Here is a 17,919-nt window from a genome sequence, read left to right as displayed (position 1 = left end):
GAACTCTCCCTACCCTCCCGAAGAGCCACGCTGAGGACCGCAGTTGGCGGTGCGGCCGGTATCGCCCTGGGGTCCGGCGCCCTTGGTTCCGGAGAGGCGGTGGCTGCGGATACGCCAAATACATCGGATGTGTCGGCGGTGGCGTCACCACCGTCACCCGGACTCTCGTCCCTCTGGTACACCGCCCCGGCCGACGACTGGGAGCGTGAGGCGCTGCCCATCGGCAACGGCGCCCTCGGCGCCACGGTTTTCGGGACGCTCGCCTCCGAGCGACTGCAGCTCAACGAGAAGACCCTCTGGACCGGCGGCCCCGGTTCGGTCCAGGGGTACGACCACGGCAACTGGCGCGACGCCCGTCCCGGCGCGATCACCGCCGTGCAGGACCGCATCGACGCGGGGACCCGTCTCGACCCCGAGGCCGTCGCCGATGAACTCGGCCAGCCGAAGGCCGGGTACGGCGCCCACCAGACCTTCGGCGACCTCCACATCGACGTGCCGGACGCACCGGCGACGCCCCCGGACACCTACCGACGCGCACTCGACATCGCCGACGCCGTGGCGACCGTCGTCCACACCCACCAAGAGGTGAGCCACCGGCGGGAGTTCTTCGCCTCGCACCCCGACGGGGTGATCGCGGGACGGCTGAGCGCGGACCGGCCGGGCAGTGTCGCCCTCACCCTCCGTTACACCTCGCCCCGCACCGACTTCACCGTCACGTCCGCCACCACCGCGGCCGGCGGAAGGCTGACGGTGCGCGGCGCCCTGGCCGACAACGGACTGCGCTTCGAGGCGCAGCTCCGCGTCCGCGTGAGCGGCGAGCGCGGCGCCGTCACCGCGAACTCCGACGGCACTCTGACCGTGACGGACGCCGACAGCGCCTGGTTCGTGCTGGCCGCCGGTACGGACTACGCCGACACGTACCCCGGCTACCGGGGCGAGGACCCGCACGCGGCCGTCACCCGGGCCGTCGACAAGGCGGGCGGCGAACGCTTCGAGACGTTGATGGCCCGTCATGTACGAGATCACCGGGCCCTGTTCGGCCGCGTGGCGCTGGACGTACGCGCCGAGGTCCCCGACGTCCCGACGGACCAGCTGCTGGCGAACTACACCGGCGGCGCCACGGCCACGGACCGCGCCCTGGAAGCTCTCTACTTCCAGTACGGCCGCTACCTCCTGATCGCCTCCTCACGCCCCGGCTCACTGCCCGCCAACCTCCAGGGCCTCTGGAACAACAGCACGTCACCGCCCTGGTCGGCCGACTACCACGTCAACATCAACCTGCAGATGAACTACTGGCCCGCCGAGGCCGCGAACCTCGCCGAGACCACGGCGCCCTACGACCGCTTCGTCGAGGCGCTGCGCGCACCCGGACGCCTTATGGCGAAGGAGATGTTCGGCTCGCGGGGCTGGGTCGTGCACAACGAGACCAACCCGTACGGCTTCACCGGCGTGCACGACTGGCCCACCGCCTTCTGGTTCCCCGAGGCCGCCGCGTGGCTGACGCAACAGCTGTACGAGCACTACCGGTTCGGCGGGTCCGTGGAGTATCTGCGCTCGACGGCGTACCCGGTGATGAAGGAGGCCGCCGAGTTCTGGCTCGACAACCTGCGCACCGATCCCCGCGACGGCACGCTCGTCGTCACGCCCAGCTACTCGCCCGAGCACGGCGACTTCACCGCGGGCGCGGCCATGTCCCAGCAGATCGTGCACGACCTGCTGACCAACACCCTGGAGGCGGCCCGCACCCTGGGCGACAGCCCCGCGTTCCGCGCGGAACTGGAGAGGACCCTCGCCGACCTGGACCCCGGCCTGCGTATCGGCTCCTGGGGTCAGCTCCAGGAGTGGAAGGCCGATCTGGACGACCCGGCGGACGACCACCGGCACGTCTCCCACCTCTACGCGCTGCACCCCGGCCGCCAGGTCGAGCCCGGCAGCGCGTGGGCCGACGCCGCGAAGGTCTCGCTCACGGCACGCGGGGACGGCGGCACCGGCTGGTCCAAGGCCTGGAAGATCAACTTCTGGGCGCGGCTGCGCGACGGCGACCACGCGCACAAGATGCTCGCCGAACAGCTCAAGTCCTCGACCCTGCCCAACCTCTGGGACACGCATCCGCCGTTCCAGATCGACGGCAACTTCGGAGCGACGTCCGGAGTCGTCGAGATGCTGCTGCAGAGCCAGTACGACATCATCGAGATTCTCCCCGCGCTGCCCGCCGCCTGGCGGGACGGCTCGGTCAGCGGGCTGCGCGCCCGCGGCGGCGCCACCGTCGACATCGCATGGGCCGACGGCCGCGCGACCCGCGTCGCCCTGACCGCCTCCCGCACGCGACGCCTCACCGTCCGCAGCGGGCTGGTGCCCGACGGCGAGACCACGTTCAAGGCGATCGCGGGCCGGACCTACGTCTGGGGCGCACCGCCCGGCGCTTGAGGAACCCGGTGCCGACCGGACACTCGGCCCGGCGCACCGAGGAAGTGGAAACCGGGTCGCGGGTGCATGAGGAAGTCGTGGTGGGAGATGTTCCACGCGTAGGCACCCGCCAGCCCGAACGCCACACGATCGCCGGCGCGCAGTTCCGATGCGGGGACGTTCCTGGCCAGGACGTCCTTCGGGGTGCACAACTGGCCTGCGAGTGTGACGAGTTCGCCTCGCACGACCGGCCGGTCCCACGGATGCGGCCAGTCCTCCACCTTGAGCAGGGTGCAGGGCTGGTCGTGCCCCTTGGTCGCCGGAGTGCGCAGGTGATGCGTGCCGCCGCGGACCACCGCGAACTCCTCGCCGTGACTCGGCTTCACGTCCAGGACCTCGGTCGCGTACCAGCCGCAGTACGCCGTCAGCGCCCGCCCTGGTTCGATACGCAACGTCAGATCGCTGTGCCGTGCCAGAAGTCGGGCGAGACCGGTCCCGTACGCGGCCCAGTCGAAGCGTTCGTCGGGGGCCGCGTAATCGACCGTCATGCCCCCGCCGACATTCACCTCCGCCAGGTGTACCCCGTGCCGCTCCGCCAGCCGCACGGACCAGTCCACGATCGACTCGGCCACCGCGAGCAGCTCAGGAGCCCTCAGTCCGCTGACCAGGTGGGCGTGCACACCCTTGAGTTCGAGATGAGGATACGTGCCGTCGGTGAGCAGGCCCATGACCGTGTCGGCCCGGGCCGGGTCCAGGCCGAAGGGGGAGGGGCGCCCGCCCATGGCGAGGGAACTCCCCGCCAACGAGCCCGCGGCGACCGGAAGATTGAAACGCGGCAGCACTCCCACCCGGCCGCCGGGGCGCACCTGCCGGGCCAGTTCGGCCAGCATGCGCAGCTCGTACTCGCTCTCCACATGGAAGCGCTCCACACCGAGGTCCAGCGCGGCCACGATCTCGGCGGGAGTCTTGCCGGGACCGCCGAAGGCCAGCGGGCGGCCCGGCACCGCCTCGGCGACATGGGCGAGTTCGCCGCCCGACGCGACCTCGTAACCGTCCACGTACGCACTCAGCGCGGCCAGGATCTCCGGCTCCGGGTTGGCCTTCGCCGCGTAGTACAGCTCGACGCGCTCGGGCAGACAGGCCCGCACGGCCGCCGCGTGAGCACGCAGCGCCGCCAAGTCGTAGACGTAAGCCGGAAGTTCACCGGAGGGGAGGGCGAGCACCCGGTCCCGTACGGCGTCGGTGGGGTCAGTCATCGGGCGCTCCCGGGGGCGGTGGCGGCGGCAGTGACCGGTTCGCCGAGGGGCGAGGGCAGACGGACGTATCCGGCCTCGCGGTCGGCCTTGCGCGCCCAGCGGGTCAGCAGGTTCGTCTTGGCGGGCAGGGGCACTCCCGCGAGCAGGGCGGCCAGCGGCGGAGGGCAGCCGTAGCGGTCGGCGTACGTGCGCAGGGCGCCGCGGACCTCGGCCCACAACGCGGCCTCGGCGCGGGGATGGAGATCGGCGATGGCCGCGAGCAGTTCGGCGACGTGGTTCACGAGCAGGCAGTAGACGACCCGGTCCCAGCCGCGCTGCGCGTCGTACGTCATCGGGCCCGCGACCTCGGGCGGCAGCGAGGCGAGGGTCTCGGCGTGCCGCTCGGGCACGAGCTTGGTGCCCTCCAGGTCACGGAAGAGGACCTGGGCGGGCATGCCGTCGCCGTCGACGCAGATCAGCACGTTCTGCAAGTGGGGTTCCAGTACGAGGCCGTGGTCGAAGTAGGCGGCGAGCACGGGCGGCACGAGGAGCCTGAGGTAGGCCGCCCACCAGTCGAGTGCGGCCCGCGGTCCGGCCCCGTCGAGGAGCCGGGAGATGTGCGCGGCGCTGGTGGGGTACTCGTCCGCCACGGCGCCCGCGAGCAGTGGGGTGGTGCCGGGCAGGAGCCGGTGGGCCAGGCCCTCGCGGACGATGACGCCGAAGCCTTCGAGCAGCTCGCGGTCCGGTGTTCCGTCGGGTCCTGCCAGGGCGAGACTGCGGTAGGCGGGCTCGCGGAGCACCGCGCTGCCGGGGAACCGCTCGGCCAGGTCGGCCAGGACCGGACCCAGTACCCGGGTGAGCGCGACGGCGCCGGACAGCTCGTAACTGGCGTTCTTGCGCAGGCAGTTGGTGATCCTGATGTTCAGGCTGAACTTCAGGAACGACTCGCCGTCGTACAGGGTCCGCACGGACGCCGTGGCGGCGAACGGCCTGCCGGTCTGCCCGAGGTCGAGGATGTCCCCGCGTCCCAGAGCCGCGCGCAGTGTCGGGTGCTCGCGCAGCATCTCGTACTGCCAGGGGTGCGCGGGCAGCAGCCGGTAGCCCTGGGGGAGTGAGGTGGGCGCGGTCAGCCGGTCGAGTGCGTCCAGGGCGCCGGGCTCCGCGGACTCCTCCGCGATCAGGTGTTCGCGCACGGCGAGGTGGCGCAGCGGGAAGGCCGCGCCGGCCTCCGGCGCGTAGGCGGGCCAGGAGTCCGCGTCCCCGGTGCGGGCCTTGGGTGTGGGGTGGAAGCGGTGCCCGAACAGCAGCGACTGCTCGGAGGCCAGATAGGCGGCGACGGGTGTGTCCGCCGCTGCCGGGCCGGTACCGCGCCGCACGCGGTGAGCCCCGGCCCGTACGGCGAAGGACGCGGCGATACTCCGGTGGCTGGAGTCGATCTGCTCCAGGAACTCCTCGTTGCGCACACCGGTCCGCAGGGACAGCTCGTCCTGTGTGTGCTCCGCCAGCCGCCGCCAGCCGATCTCGCTCCAGCCGCCATCGGCCGTCCGCTCACTCACCGGCCCGGTGAAGCGGTGCGCGCCGAGCATCGACGTACGCCGCAGCGCGACCCGCAGCAGCACACCGCGGCGGGGCAGCCGCAGCAGCAGATGGCGGTCGGTGAGGGCGGTCTGGTGCTCGGGGGCCGACACCTCGCGCAACAGGCAGTTGAGGAGCGTGTGCGCCACGACCTCGTCGGCGGTGGGGAGGTGAGCCTGCGGCGCGGGGTCGGGAGCGGGGCTGGGGGTACGGCGGGGGGTGGCGAGGGAGGTGCTACCGAGCGAGTCGGTCAGCGGGGGCATGTGCGGCTCCAGCAAGTGCGAAGAGAGCGAAGAACGGTCGAGCGTCCGAAGATCGGGGCGTCGGCCGGGGCGGGGGCCGGCAGCGCCGCGCCTCGACGCTCATGCCGAAGTCCCGGCGCGGAGCAGGTAGTTGGGCCCGCTGGTGTAGTGCTTGTTGATGTCCGCCGCGCCCGAGCGTTCCTTGCTGAGGAGCGTTCCGGCGGTGACCATCGCCTTGACCGGCAGGCGCGGCGCGTCCAGCACCTGGGCCCGCAGCACGGCACCGGGTTCGCCGGTCCCCGTACCGAGTCGTTCGATCGCCTCGGCGAGCCGGTCGCGCACGAGCCGCAGCAGCACCGGCAGGGGTGCCCGGCCGTGCCCCGCGAGCCCGAAGGCGTAGGCGCCCGCGCACAGATGGACCGTGATGGTGGTGAACAGGTCGACGACCGGCCGGTCGCCGTCGGTGAAGGTCCTGACGTCGTCGAAGTCCGCGGGGCCCGGCGCCGCGGCCCCCAGCCGCTCGCCCAGCCGCGCGCCGTTGATGCGCGGCCCGTCGTTGTCCTTCAACAGCAGCCGCAGCCGGGTACGGCCGTCGGGCCGCCGGTCCAGCACCAGCGAGATGTTCTGCTGGTGCGACTCAAGCGCGATCCCGTACCCGAACAGGGTGGTCTGCCAGTCGAAGAGCAGGGTCAGACACGCGTCGAGCAGCCCGAGGACGTCACCGTCGTAGAAACGGTCGGCGAGGTGGTCGGCGACCAGCCGTCCGCCCGGTGCTTCGGCCAGGAGGGCGGCCATGGGTACGACGGCGGAGTCCTGGAGGCCGTCGGGGTACCGGCGGAACAGGGCGGCGAGCAGTTCGTGCCCGGCATGCGCGTACACGGTCTCGTCGGCGTGCAGGATCGTGCGCGCGAAGCGCGGCTCGCGGTCGACGATCTGCTCGATCAGACGCTGTCCCGCGGCCCCGTCGAGGAGCGTGCCGGGCTTGATGGTCCGCCGGTTGCGCAGCCCCAAGCTGGCGGTGGCCAAAGGGAGTTTGACGTGCAGGAGCGGCTGGGCGGTCAGGGCCACGGTACGCATCGACAGGGTCGGTACGACGTCGAGGTGGGCCCGGTCGGCGAGCACGGCCCGGTCCGCCGCCCCGGTCGCGCGCAGGGCCTCCTCCAGCGCGGGCCCGACGGTCAACGGGTGCACGGGCAGGGCCACATGCGTGCCGTCGAGGCCCGTGAGCCCGAGCCGCGCGGGGGTGGGCCAGCCCTCCGGAAGCGTTCCGGTGACCGCGACAGCGTCTTGCGGCAGCGCGAGCCAGCGCAGTGCGAAGCGCGGAGCCATCTCCGGCGCGTACGAGCGGAGTTGGCGCTCGTCCAGCCCGGATCGGCCGCGGGCCGTGGGGTAGACGGGATGGTCCAGGTGGGCGGCGAGGGTGTCGTACGCCAGCCCTCCGGACATCCCCGACCAGCCTGCGGGCGAATGTCCATGAGTGTCCGTCAGCCGCCCGGCCACCTCGTCGCGGACCGCCGTGTGCAGCCGCATGGTGGCCAGCGTCTGACGGCACTCCTCGGCGAACGCGTCGAATCCGTCCCGGTCGAGGGGGTGGGCGAGACCGCGCAGGGCGGCGAGGATCGTGTCGCACGACAGGTAGGACACGGACTCCTCGGAGCCACTGAACTCCGCTACGAGCAACGGCAGTCGTGCCGCGTACTCGCACTGGAACCCGTCCTCGACGACCGGCAGCAGAAACGCCTGCCCCTCACCGGCGTCCCGTCGCAGCCAGGCGCCGTCCGGGCGGTGCACGAGTCTGCCCGACGAGCGCAGGCCGACGACGTCCTCGCGCAGCAGGGCGCCGAGCACCCGGATCACCAGTGCGCCCTCGGAACCGATCACGGCTGGATGTCCCACCGCTGACCGGCCAGGAACCCGGCCACAGCCTTGTCCACGTCCTCCTGGACGGTCCCGATGGCCCGCACCACGCCGAGGAAGTCGCGGTTGGTGCGGTACACCTCGTGCCGCTCACCGATCTCGCGGAGCGGCCGGTAGGTCAACCGCACCCCGCCGGAGTCGAGTTCGGTCGCGGCCGGGGCCGCCGTCAGCGTGCCCGCGCTCTCGGCGTACGGGTAGTCCAGGCGGGCCACGCCGTCGCGCCGCGCTCCGAGCGAGGCGGGCAGGGGCTCACCCAGGTGCGTACGCAGGATGTGCTCGAAGAGCGGGACATCCAGCAGGTGTGCCAGCAGCAGATCGCACTGGTCGCCTATGGCACGGTAGTTGACCTCGATGATCCTCGCGCGTCCCTCGTGCACCACGAACTCGGTGTGACAGGCGCCGAAACCGACCCCGAGTGCGTCGAGTTGGGCGAGCACCTGGGCGACGACCGGCTCGGGATGGGCCGCGACGAAGGTCAGTCGCTCCTCGATGAAGTACGGCGGCGGGGACAGCACGGTGTGGAAGCCGCCCAGGACATGGCGGATTCGGCCGTCGCCGAGCGTCTCCAGGGTGTACAGCTCGCCGGGCAGATACTCCTCGACGACCAGGGCGGCCCCGGGACGTCGGCCATGGATCTCCGCGCAGCGGGCCACCAGCTCCCCGAGGTCCTCGACGCGTACGACGTCCTCGCTGGCCACGCCCTCACGCGGCTTGACGACACACGGGAACGGCGCGGCGAGGGCGGCCACGTCCGTGTCCTCGGCGACCTCCGCCGACCACACCGCGTCCAGGCCGGCGGACGCGAGACGGCGCCGCATCTCCGCCTTGTCCTTGGTCCGCAGGGCGACCCGCCAGTCCTTGCCCGGCAGACCGAAGTAGTCGGCGGCCAGCGCGGTCTGGGTCTGCAGATGGTCGCTGTTGGAGAAGATCGCGTCGGGGCGGCCGAGCGTCGAGACGGCGGTGACGACGGAACGGAAGTCGCGGACGTCGCACTCCACGATGTCCGTCTCCGGGTACACGCGCCGATGGGTGTCCGGCTGGTCGGTGAGCACGGTCACGTCGAGGCCGAGCCGTGCCGCGGCGGGCAGAAACCCCTCGGTGACGGAGTCGGTGGGGTTACGGGCAAGCAGGTACATACGCACGCGGGAGAACAACTTCCGCTCGTGGGTGGGCGGGTGAGGACGAGCGGCAGGCCGGTGGGGCGTGGTGAGGCAGGGCTCTGCCCGCGCAGGTGCGGCCTGTTCGGGCGCAGTCACATTAAGTGAAATCAGGTTAGGCATGTTCTGTTTCTCAACCGGCCATGGACGTGCTGTGACGTGCGCCTCCCTTGATCGTTGCTCAGGGGGTGTCGTCACGCACCGCTGTTAGCGATCTCTATACTAAGGTAAGGCTTACCTGCTTTTCCTGCTTTCCCCCATGCACAGGAGTACCGATGACCGTGGCCCTGGAGACCGTGTCGACCGGTGCGCCCACGACCGTGTCAGGCCTGCTCTCCGACACGTATCGGCAACTGGTCCAGGTGTGCCCGGCGTTGACGGTGCGCATGGCGGACCCGGCATCGGACTTCACTCGAACGGGCCTGAGCGGCGCGGAGTTGACGAAGAATCAGGAGGCCCTTGAGGCGTTCCTGTCGGCCGAGGACTCCCGCATCCGGGAACGCTACGACCACGTCCCGCGCCGCGATGTCGCCGCGTCCCGCGCCCTGCACGACTACGCGTGGTCGGTCGGCCTGCTGATGAGCGGCGTCTGGTATCTCACCGGCCGGGTGCCGCGTGTGCGCCCCGAGGACGTGTGGATCGAGCTGTCGTCCGGCACGTTCGAGATCACCCCCGGGTCGGACCTGGCCTGTCTGCCGGACGACTCGGCCGGCGTGCTCCCCGGCGTTCTGACTGTTCCTCACGAGGAAGCACTGCGGGCGGAGTTGAGGGTCGCCGTCGCCGACCACATGGAGCCGCTGCTCTCCGCGATCGGTCCCTACATCCGGCGCGGCCCGCGCGCGCTGTGGGGCCTGGTCACCGACGACCTCGTCTCCGGTATCTGGTACCTCGGCCGCATGCTCGGCCGGGAACCGGACTCCGTGCGGGCCGCCACCGCGCTGCTGCCCTCCGCCGTCGCGCCCTTCCCCGGTGGCGCGGACTTCCGCCATCTCACCGGCGGCGACGGCCGGCAACACCCGACCCGCACCCGTATGGGCTGCTGCCTCTACTACACGATCCGCCCCGCCGAGGCCTGCGCCACCTGCCCGCGCACCTGCGACGCCGAGCGGCTGCGCCGGATCGAGTCCTGAGACCCGGCACAGCCCGCCCCCGGCTCACGCGGACGGCATCACCCGCACATCGGCGGCCCGGACGAACGCCACCCGGTGCCCGAACTGGATCTCGTAGTACATGTCCGAACCCCGTACCACCCGGTGCGGTGTCGTGTCGAAGGTCGGCGCGTAGAAGTACTCGCCGGGCACCTTGTCACCGACCGCGTACTTCTGCCCCGCGAGCAGCTTGTACGGCAGCGGCGACACCGACTGGACGGGCACACCCTCCGGGTACGCCTCCTTCTCCGGGTACGCCCGCCCGTACACCGGGATGTCGGTCAGCCCGGCCTTCGGGGTGATGACGGCACCGGCCGCGTCCACCGCCGTCGGCTGCTTGGCCGGGTTCTTGAACCAGGCCTTCTGGCCGAGGTACCAGATCGCGGTCCAGTCGCCGTCGCGCCCGGCGACCGCGTACCGCTGACCGGTGGAGACCCGCGAACCCAGGTCGTTCACATCGGTGGTGGAGTCACCGCCGCCGGGCCGCAGACCGATGTCCTTGATCAGCGGGGCGTCCTCGCGCGGCTCGGTGTAGAGGCGTACGGCGCTGGATCCGTGGGCGGCACAGGGCTGACCCGCCGTGACGCACCCGGTGAACACCGGCTGGTTCACGGCGAACTTCGGCGCGACGGTCACCAGCCCGCCCTTCGGCCCGGCCGTCGCGTGCAGCGGCTTGCCGAGCAGCGCGAAGTAGTGCTGCCAGTCCCAGTACGGGCCCGGGTCCGTGTGCATCCCCGGGATGGTCGCGGTCGTCGTACCGGGCACGGTGTCGTGGCCGAGGATGTGCTGCCGGTCCAGCGGGATGCCGTACTTCTTGGCCAGGTACGTCACCAGACGCGCGGACGACCGGTACATCGCCTCCGTGTACCAGGTGTCGGGCGCGGTCAGGAACCCCTCGTGCTCCAGGCCGATCGACTTGGCGTTGATGTACCAGTTGCCCGCGTGCCAGGCCACGTCCTTGGCCTTCACGTGCTGGGCGATGTGCCCGTCGGTGGAGCGCAGGGTGTACTGCCACGACACATAGGTCGGGTCCTGCACCAGGTTGAGGACGCCGTCCCAGGCGCCCTCGGTGTCATGGACGACGATGTACTTGATGCTCTGGGACTTCGGCCGGTTCCCCAGGTCGTGGTTGCCGTAGTCGCCGTCCCCGAACTCCTCGTACGGCGCCGGAATCCACTCGCAGGACACCGTCGACGGACACTCGGTGGTGCCCGCCGCCGGAGCCCGCAGCCCCGCCGCCCTCAACTGGGCGGTCGCCGGCCGCAATCGGGGCTGAGCGGCGAGCGTGATCCGCTGCCCCGAGTCCGTCGTGCGCTCCTCGCCGCGGCGGATCACGTCGAAGACGTCGTCGGCGTACGTCGCCGCCGTCGCCGTGTCGTCGGCGCCCGAGTAGCGCGCCACCGCTCCGTACCAGTCGGCCGTGTCGGCACTGAGCGGCTCGCCCAGCTGCTTCTGGGCCGCCGCCAGCAGCGCGGCACCGCCCGCCACGTTCGCCGCGGCGTCCGTCCGCAGCCGCTCCGCGGGAAGGCCGCTCAGCTCGGCGGCCTTCGTCAGCGTCTTGAGGCGCGCCGGAAGCTCGGCGTTCGCCGGAACCCGCGTGTCCGACTCCGGCGTGCCCGACTCCTGCGTGCCCGACTCCCGCGTGTCCGGATCCTGAGCGTCGGGCAGGCGGGGGCCGCGGGAGTCGTCGCCCCGCGCGTCCTCCGTACCGTCGCTGTGGTGCGGTGCCACGGTCCGGGCGATCGCCGTGCGGGCGTCGGTCAGATGCATCGGGCCGTAGCCGCCCGTGACGCTCGGAGCCCCCTCGTGCGCGTCCCACCGGGACTGCAGATAGGAGACGGCCAGGAGCACGCTCTGCGGTACGTCGTAGTCATCGGCGGCGTCGGCGAAAGCATTCTGCAGACGCGCGGAGGGCGCGGACGCCGGGCTGCCGTCGCCGTCGTACGGGGCGGCACCGAGCAGGGGCAGCAGCAGTGCGGCCGAGGCGACGGCACCCGCGGTCCGGCGGGCACGTCTGTGCCGGGCGGAAGTGCTGGGGTCGGTGGGGGATCCTCGCAAAGCAGGCCTCCTGGGACGATCGGGCGTGACGGTGCGTACGGGGGCGGGTGTGCGTCAGTGGTACCGGCTGTCCGACGATCCGTCAATCATTCCCAGAGGCGGATGATTTCCCACGTCAGCGGTGGGGGATTCACCGCTTTCGGTGCGGTGGTGACCCGGCCTGCGAGGCGTCAGTGGAGTGGACCTCTGATGCCGAGGCGGTGGGAGGGGCCGCGAAGCGACGCGGCGGAAAGGCGGCGGACGGGCCGCGGAACAGGCGGCGGACCGCCCGCAGAACAGGCTGCGGACACGGAGAAGGCCCGCGGTGCGCCCTGTCCCTGGGCGTACCGCGGGCCTTCGTCCCCGTCAGCGAGTACCGACCGCCGCGCGAACGGCCTTGCGGGCCATCTGGCAGTCGTCGTGCAGCCGCCTCAGCAGCAGCCGCTGTTCCTCACCGGACGGCGCGGCGCCCGGGTGGGCCGGTCCCGGTGCCGCCGGAGTCGCATCCTGCATCGACCGCTGCACGGCCGTCTCGTACGTACGGATCTCCCTGGTCAGGACGAGCATCAGGTTCACCAGGAACGCGTCACGCGCCGCGGGACCCGCCGACTGGGCCAGCTGGCTGATCTGCCGGCGGGCGACGGGCGCCTCCCCGAGGACCGCCCACAGCGTCGCCAGGTCGTACCCCGGCAGATACCAACCCGCGTGCTCCCAGTCCACCAGCACTGGACCGGCCGGTGACAGGAGCATGTTCGACAGGAGGGAATCGCCGTGACAGAACTGGCCCATGCCCTGGCGGCCGGCCGAATGCGCGATGCCGTGCACCAGTTTCTGCAGGTCGCCCATGTCCCGGTCGGTGAGCAGCCCCAGTTCGTGGTACCGGGAGATCCGCGCCGCGTAGTCCAGCGGGGCGTCGAACGTCCCCGCCGGCGGACGCCACGCGTTCAGCCGGCAGATCGCGCCGAGCGCGGCCCTGATGTCCGCACGGGGCGGGGCCTCCACCGGATGCCGGTTCAGCGCCGCCACCCGTCCCGGCATCCGCTCGATCACCAGGGTGCAGTTGTCCGGGTCCGCCGCGATCAGCCGGGGTACCCGCACCGGCGGCCGGTGCCGCACGAACGAGCGGTATGCCGCTATCTCGTGCCGGATCCGCTCGGTCCACACGGGAGAGTGGTCCAGTAAACACTTGGCCACCGCGGTGCTGCGCCCTGTCGTGCCCACCAGGAGCACGGAGCGTCCGCTGCGGCGCAGCACCTGCACCGGAGCGAACTCCGGGCAGATCCGGTGCACCGACGCGATCGCCGTACGCAACTGGGCTCCCTGGGGGCCGGACAAGTCGAGTCTCCCGCTGAGCGGTGGCGTCCCGAGCCCCGGAATGCGCCGCGTCCGGCCGGCACCGAGCACGGGGGCCGCCGCGGGACGCGCGGGGTCGAGGTACGGGCCGCCGCCGACCGGGCGGGCGTGCAGCGACCGGGGTGGGGCGGACACGGAGGACGATGCTGTGTACATGGGCGAGACAGATCCCTTCGTGTGCCGGCGAGTTGCCGCGCTACCCGCCCCGGTCGCGCCGGTACACCCTGGGGAATGTCCCTCGGCGACCGGGTCGGGGTGGCGCGTTCCTACCTGACACCCGGCGCCCACTGGCACACCATCTGGCGTGCCCTGGCGAACCCTGGCGAATAGTCGCTCAGCAACTGACAGACGGTTACTGTCAACTCAGCCGAGAACCTGGGGGCTTGACGTGAGCGGACAACCCAACACCCGACTGTCGGACCTGTTCGGCCTGGCCGGCTGGTCCAAGGGCGAACTCGCGAGGCTGGTCAACCGGCAGGCGGCGGCCATGGGCCACCCCCAGCTGGCGACGGACACCTCAAGGGTGCGGCGGTGGATCGACACGGGAGAGATCCCGCGCGATCCGGTGCCACGGGTGCTGGCAGCACTGTTCACCGAGCGTCTCGGCCGTGTCGTGACCATCGAGGATCTCGGTCTGGTCCGGCACGGGCGTACGGGGAAACGGCCAAGCGGCGGGAGTGCTGAACATCCCGACGGTGTGCCGTGGGCGCCCGAGCGGACTGCCGCGGTCCTCACCGAATTCACGGGAATGGACCTCATGCTCAACCGACGCGGCTTGGTGGGCGCGGGCGCCGCGCTCGCCGCAGGATCCGCCATCAGCAGCTCCATGCACGAGTGGCTGCACACCGATCCGGCCCTGGTGGCCGACGCCCCTGACACCGACGATCCCCTGCACGCCGACCCCGCCGGGTTCGACCGTTACGAGGCCGCCCCCATCGGGTCGCAGGAGATCGAGGAACTGGAGCGCTCGGTCGAGGTGTTCCGGGCCTGGGACGCGTCCCGCGGTGGCGGCCTGCAGAGAAAGGCTGTCGTAGGACAGCTCAACGAAGTGGGAGGCATGCTCTCCTACCGGCACCCCGACCATCTGCAGCGGCGCCTGTGGGGCGTCGCCGCCAATCTCGCCGTGCTCGCGGGCTGGATGTCGCACGACGTCGGCCTGGAGCCCACGGCTCAGAAGTACTTCATCATCGCCGCGCACGCGGCCCGGGAAGGCGGTGACCGGCCCCGTGCGGGCGAGGCGCTCTCGCGGGCGGCCCGTCAGATGGTGCACCTGGGCCGGCCCGACGACGCGCTCGACCTCATGAACCTCGCCAAGTCGGGATCGGGCGACGAGGTCCTGCCGCGTACGCGGGCCATGCTCTGCACCATCGAGGCCTGGGCGCAGGCGTCACTGGGCAAGGGCCAGGCCATGCGGCGCACCCTGGGCGAGGCGGAGGACCTCTTCGTCTCGGACAAGGGCGACGTGCCGCCGCCGAGTTGGATGCAGCTCTTCGACGAGGCGGACATGCACGGGATGCAGGCCCTGGCCTACCGGACGCTGGCGGAGCACGACCCGGCCGCGGCCGCCGTCGCGCAGCGCCATGCCAAGGAGGCCCTGGCGCTCCGGGAGAAGGGCCGGGACCGGTCGAAGATCTTCGACCATCTCTCGCTCGCCTCCGCCTGTTTCATCGCCGACGACCCCGAACAGGCCGACCGGTACGCACGCCTGGCCCTGACGTCGATGGGGTCGAACTCCTCCCATCGCACCTGGGACCGGCTCCGCGAGATGTACCGGCTGACGGGGCAGTACTCCAGCTATCCGAAGATCCACGAGCTGCGTGAGGAGATCAAACTGTCCCTGCCCAAGGGCTCGTTGAAGTCCGGTTCGTCGAAGCCGAGGGGCGGCGCAGGCGGCGCGCGGGCATAGGGGGCTTGCGCGCCGAGACCGCCGAGAGACCGAGACCGCCGAGAGAGAACGACGAGAGCGACGGGACGACCCGGGCCGCCTGCCTCAGGATTCCTCAGGTGGTGACCCGGGCGACGAGTACGCAGGCGTCGTCCTCGCGCTGCGTCTCACCGAACTCCTCCACCACGATCCGTACGCAGTCCTGTGCGCTGCGGGCCTCCTGGAAGCGGGGGGCGAGGTCGAGCAGGCGGCTGACGTCCGCGGTGCTCTCCACCGTGCCGGTCGCGTCCGGGCGGCACCCCCACCGTGCGGGGACCAGTCCGTCGGTGTGCAGGAGGAGCAGGTCGCCCGGTTCGAGGGGCACTTCGGCCTGCCCGTAGACGGCACCCGAGGTGGCCCCGAGCAGGACGCCGTCGGGCGGGGCGAGCATCCGCCCCGTCCCGTTGCGGAACAGCAGCGGGGCGGGGTGTCCGGCCTGCGCCCACACGAGGGTCCGGCTCTGGGGCCGGTAGCGGCAGCACACCGCGCTGCCCAGGGCGGGCTGGACGGAGGCGTCGAGTAACTGGTTGAGCCAGGACATCAGCTGGCCGGGTTCGGTGCCCGCCACGGCCATGCCGCGCAGCGCGCCGAGCAGCATCGCCATGCCCGAGGTGACGGCGACGCCGTGGCCGGTGAGGTCGCCGACGCTCAACAGCGTCTGCCCGTCGGGCATGTCGAGGGCGTCGTACCAATTGCCGCCGATCAGCGTGCTGGTGGAGGAGGGCAGATAACGGGCGGCCAGATCCAGTGTTCCCGGGCCCTGCCGCGGGAGTGTCGGGGAGCCGCGCCACGGCGGCAGGACGGCTTCCTGCAACTCGACCGCGAGGCGGTGTTCGGTCTGCGCGGCCTGCCGTTGGCGCTGCAGCGAGTCACAGGTCTCCGTCACGGTCCGCTGGCTGCGGCGCAGTTCGCTGACGTCCCGCAGGACGGCCCACATGGAGGCGGTGCTGCCGTCCGCGTCGAGCACCGGCTCACCCATCATGTGCACGGTCCGTACGCCGCCGTCGGGCCGGACCATGCCGAACTCCCCGTCGATCGGCTTGCCGTCGATCAGACAGTCCGTGACCATCGAGGTCAGCCTCGGCCGGTCCTCGTCCAGGACGACGGAGGGCAGTTCGTCGAGGGTGAGCGGGGGAGCGGCGGGGTCCCTGCCGAGGATCTGGTACAGCTCACCGGACCAGGTCGCCTCGTCCGTCAGCAGGTTCCACTCGGCACTGCCGACCCGGCTGATCAGCGAGCCGCCCCCGGGGGAAGCGGGCGGCACCGCCTGTACGACGGGGAGTGCCGCCTCCCGCTCGGCGGGCACGGTCGAGGGACCGTCCCGCAACTGCGCCAAGTGCGCGTCGAGGTCGTCGAGCTGATGCATGGCCAGGTCGCACAGGGCGCGCTGCCAGCGCCGCTCCGGGTCCGTGCCGTCGGCCGGCGCGTCACGTCGTACGGCGTCCATGTCGCCCCGGAGCCGGCGCGTCTGCGAGATGAGCGCGTCGACCGAGCCGCGCTCAGGCGGCTGGGCGGCAGGGTGGTCCGCCGAGAGATGGGACGGCATGACGTACTCCGATACAGGCACGGTACGACCAAGGCAGAGGGAAGGACCGTTACGACTGTTGCACAGCCTGCGACGCGCTGTAAGGGATTCGGCAACACACGACAGGGTGGTGCCGCTGGCACGTGCCACCGTCCTGCCGCGGGAGCTGACCGGGGCGAATCCGGTACGCGGATCGACGGTCGGACCGTACTCAACGGTCGTACTCGACACGGGGAGCCGAGGGAGCGCGACCCACCCCGGCCGCTCCTGCCAGCCGCAGCACGGCGTCCAGCCCCCGGGGCGCGCCCGGCACGGCGCCGACGGGCAGCACGTAGGCACGGAGCCCGGCACCCGCCGCCCCACCGTCCTTCGCCGGATGATCACCCACCATCAGAGTCTCGGCGGGCACGACCCCCAACTCGCGGCAGGCGTGCGAGACCTCCGCGTCGGTCAGCCGTGCGAGCGTGGACCGCGTGTCCGCGTACGGCACCCAGTGCTCGGGTGCCTGCAACTGCGCGTAGAGCGCGTCCGCGCACGGCGCGAGCTCCCGCACCGACGCGTACCACGTGGTGAACGCGTGCCGGTGCGCGCGCTGTGCCCCGATGGCATCAGGGTCGGCCAGCCCTTCTTGTGCACGAGTCCATCTGGAAGTGCGGGCCGTGCTCCGCCCGGTGTTCTCGGGTGTGTGGTCGTCAGTACCGCTGGGCCTGGGACAGTTTCGGGGTCAGGGGTGGATCGGCCGGTTTGCGGCTGACGGCGAGCGGCTGGGCGCGTTCGCCGGGGGCGAGGTTCTCCGCGCCGACGTACCTTGTTTCCACCGTCTTGCCGGAGGAGTCGAGGAAATCGACCCGCGCGGCGTACGAGGCCTCGCTGTCGGTCTTGTTGGTGATGTTCACCATGACGACGAGCAGGCCGCCGGTCCCGGACCGGGGTTTGCCGGTCATGGAGACGTCGGACATCGCGTTTCCCTGGCCGTCGACGTCCTTGAGCGCCTTCTCCGCGGCCTTGTCGGCCCGTTCCGTCTCGGCCGACACGGACGCCTCGAAGGAGGAGGCCGCGGCCGAGGCGGAGGACGCCGCCGCGGAGGCCGCGGCGCGCGCGGACTCGACGACCGACTCCTTCATCGAGGGAGCCGTTCCCGAGAAGGACGCGGTGTCGGGAGGCGAGGGGCGTTCGCTGAAGGAGGGGGTGGAGGTGTCCGAGCCGCTGTCGGTGCTGCACGAGGTGACGGCGCCCACGACCGCGGCCAGGACCGCCACCGCGACGACGGTCGAACGCGTACGGCCCGGTCGGCGGGGCCCGCGGGGTCCGAGGGGCCGCTCCGGGGACGGTGGTGTGTTCATCGAGTGCTGTCCTCGCTGTCGCCGTGTCGCTGTCGCTGTTGTTGTCGATGAGCCGGG

At 71.7% G+C, this 17,919-nt stretch carries 12 protein-coding genes; 3 read left to right on the top strand and 9 right to left on the bottom strand.

Going from position 1 to position 17,919, the window contains the following annotated elements; translation table 11 throughout:
• The first annotated feature begins 30 nt into the window (after positions 1-30).
• Positions 31-2,427, top strand: a complete 2,397-nt coding sequence (locus tag J8N05_RS45135) for a glycoside hydrolase family 95 protein (RefSeq protein ID WP_210894376.1) — start codon at positions 31-33, stop codon at positions 2,425-2,427.
• Here J8N05_RS45135 and J8N05_RS45130 read toward each other — a convergent pair.
• The 4 genes from J8N05_RS45130 to J8N05_RS45115 all read right to left on the bottom strand — a co-directional run bounded on the left by J8N05_RS45130 (position 2,397) and on the right by J8N05_RS45115 (position 8,517).
• A complete protein-coding gene (locus J8N05_RS45130; protein WP_210893666.1) occupies positions 2,397-3,662 on the bottom strand; it encodes a type III PLP-dependent enzyme in 1,266 nt (421 codons plus the stop codon). The two genes, J8N05_RS45135 and J8N05_RS45130, sit on opposite strands and share 31 nt — an antisense overlap.
• Positions 3,659-5,479 carry an IucA/IucC family protein gene (locus J8N05_RS45125; RefSeq protein WP_210893665.1) on the bottom strand — a complete coding sequence of 607 codons (1,821 nt, stop codon included), beginning with the start codon at positions 5,477-5,479 and terminating at the stop codon, positions 3,659-3,661. Before J8N05_RS45125 ends, J8N05_RS45130 begins: the two co-directional genes overlap by 4 nt.
• A gap of 99 nt (positions 5,480-5,578) precedes the next feature.
• Positions 5,579-7,339: an IucA/IucC family protein gene (locus J8N05_RS45120; protein WP_247706958.1), complete on the bottom strand. Its 1,761-nt coding sequence runs from the start codon at positions 7,337-7,339 to the stop codon at positions 5,579-5,581.
• Positions 7,336-8,517, bottom strand: a complete 1,182-nt coding sequence (locus tag J8N05_RS45115; RefSeq protein WP_210893663.1) for an ATP-grasp domain-containing protein — start codon at positions 8,515-8,517, stop codon at positions 7,336-7,338. The genes J8N05_RS45120 and J8N05_RS45115 overlap by 4 nt, the downstream gene beginning before the upstream one ends.
• 290 nt (positions 8,518-8,807) lie before the next feature.
• Here J8N05_RS45115 and J8N05_RS45110 point away from each other — a divergent pair, with 290 nt between their 5' ends.
• On the top strand, positions 8,808-9,662 hold the full coding sequence (locus tag J8N05_RS45110; protein ID WP_210893662.1) for a (2Fe-2S)-binding protein: 855 nt from the start codon (positions 8,808-8,810) through the stop codon (positions 9,660-9,662).
• Between the two features lie 24 nt (positions 9,663-9,686).
• On the opposite strand, the gene J8N05_RS45105 is transcribed toward J8N05_RS45110, so the two are convergent.
• Positions 9,687-11,738, bottom strand: a complete 2,052-nt coding sequence (locus tag J8N05_RS45105) for an N-acetylmuramoyl-L-alanine amidase (protein ID WP_210893661.1) — start codon at positions 11,736-11,738, stop codon at positions 9,687-9,689.
• A gap of 345 nt (positions 11,739-12,083) precedes the next feature.
• Positions 12,084-13,226, bottom strand: coding sequence for an aminoglycoside phosphotransferase family protein (locus tag J8N05_RS45100; protein ID WP_210893660.1), 1,143 nt, complete (start codon positions 13,224-13,226; stop codon positions 12,084-12,086).
• 232 nt (positions 13,227-13,458) lie between these two features.
• Between J8N05_RS45100 and J8N05_RS45095 the strand changes: the two genes are divergently transcribed.
• A complete protein-coding gene (locus tag J8N05_RS45095; RefSeq protein WP_210893659.1) occupies positions 13,459-14,976 on the top strand; it encodes a DNA-binding protein NsdB in 1,518 nt (505 codons plus the stop codon).
• A gap of 94 nt (positions 14,977-15,070) precedes the next feature.
• On the opposite strand, the gene J8N05_RS45090 is transcribed toward J8N05_RS45095, so the two are convergent.
• The 3 genes from J8N05_RS45090 to J8N05_RS45080 form a co-directional block, all read right to left on the bottom strand.
• Positions 15,071-16,540 (bottom strand): PP2C family protein-serine/threonine phosphatase, encoded by a 1,470-nt coding sequence (locus J8N05_RS45090; RefSeq protein ID WP_210893658.1) that lies wholly within the window; start codon positions 16,538-16,540, stop codon positions 15,071-15,073.
• A gap of 190 nt (positions 16,541-16,730) precedes the next feature.
• The gene (locus tag J8N05_RS45085; protein ID WP_210893657.1) at positions 16,731-17,072 is read right to left on the bottom strand and encodes a hypothetical protein; all 342 of its coding nucleotides are present in this window, start codon (positions 17,070-17,072) and stop codon (positions 16,731-16,733) included.
• 139 nt (positions 17,073-17,211) lie between these two features.
• Positions 17,212-17,862, bottom strand: a complete 651-nt coding sequence (locus J8N05_RS45080; RefSeq protein ID WP_247706957.1) for a hypothetical protein — start codon at positions 17,860-17,862, stop codon at positions 17,212-17,214.
• Between the last annotated feature and the right edge of the window lie 57 nt (positions 17,863-17,919).

The sequence above is a fragment of the Streptomyces liliiviolaceus genome (assembly GCF_018070025.1).
Taxonomy (GTDB): domain Bacteria; phylum Actinomycetota; class Actinomycetes; order Streptomycetales; family Streptomycetaceae; genus Streptomyces; species Streptomyces liliiviolaceus.
Note: the sequence above shows the minus strand (reverse complement) of the source record. Positions and strands in the feature narration are given on the sequence as shown.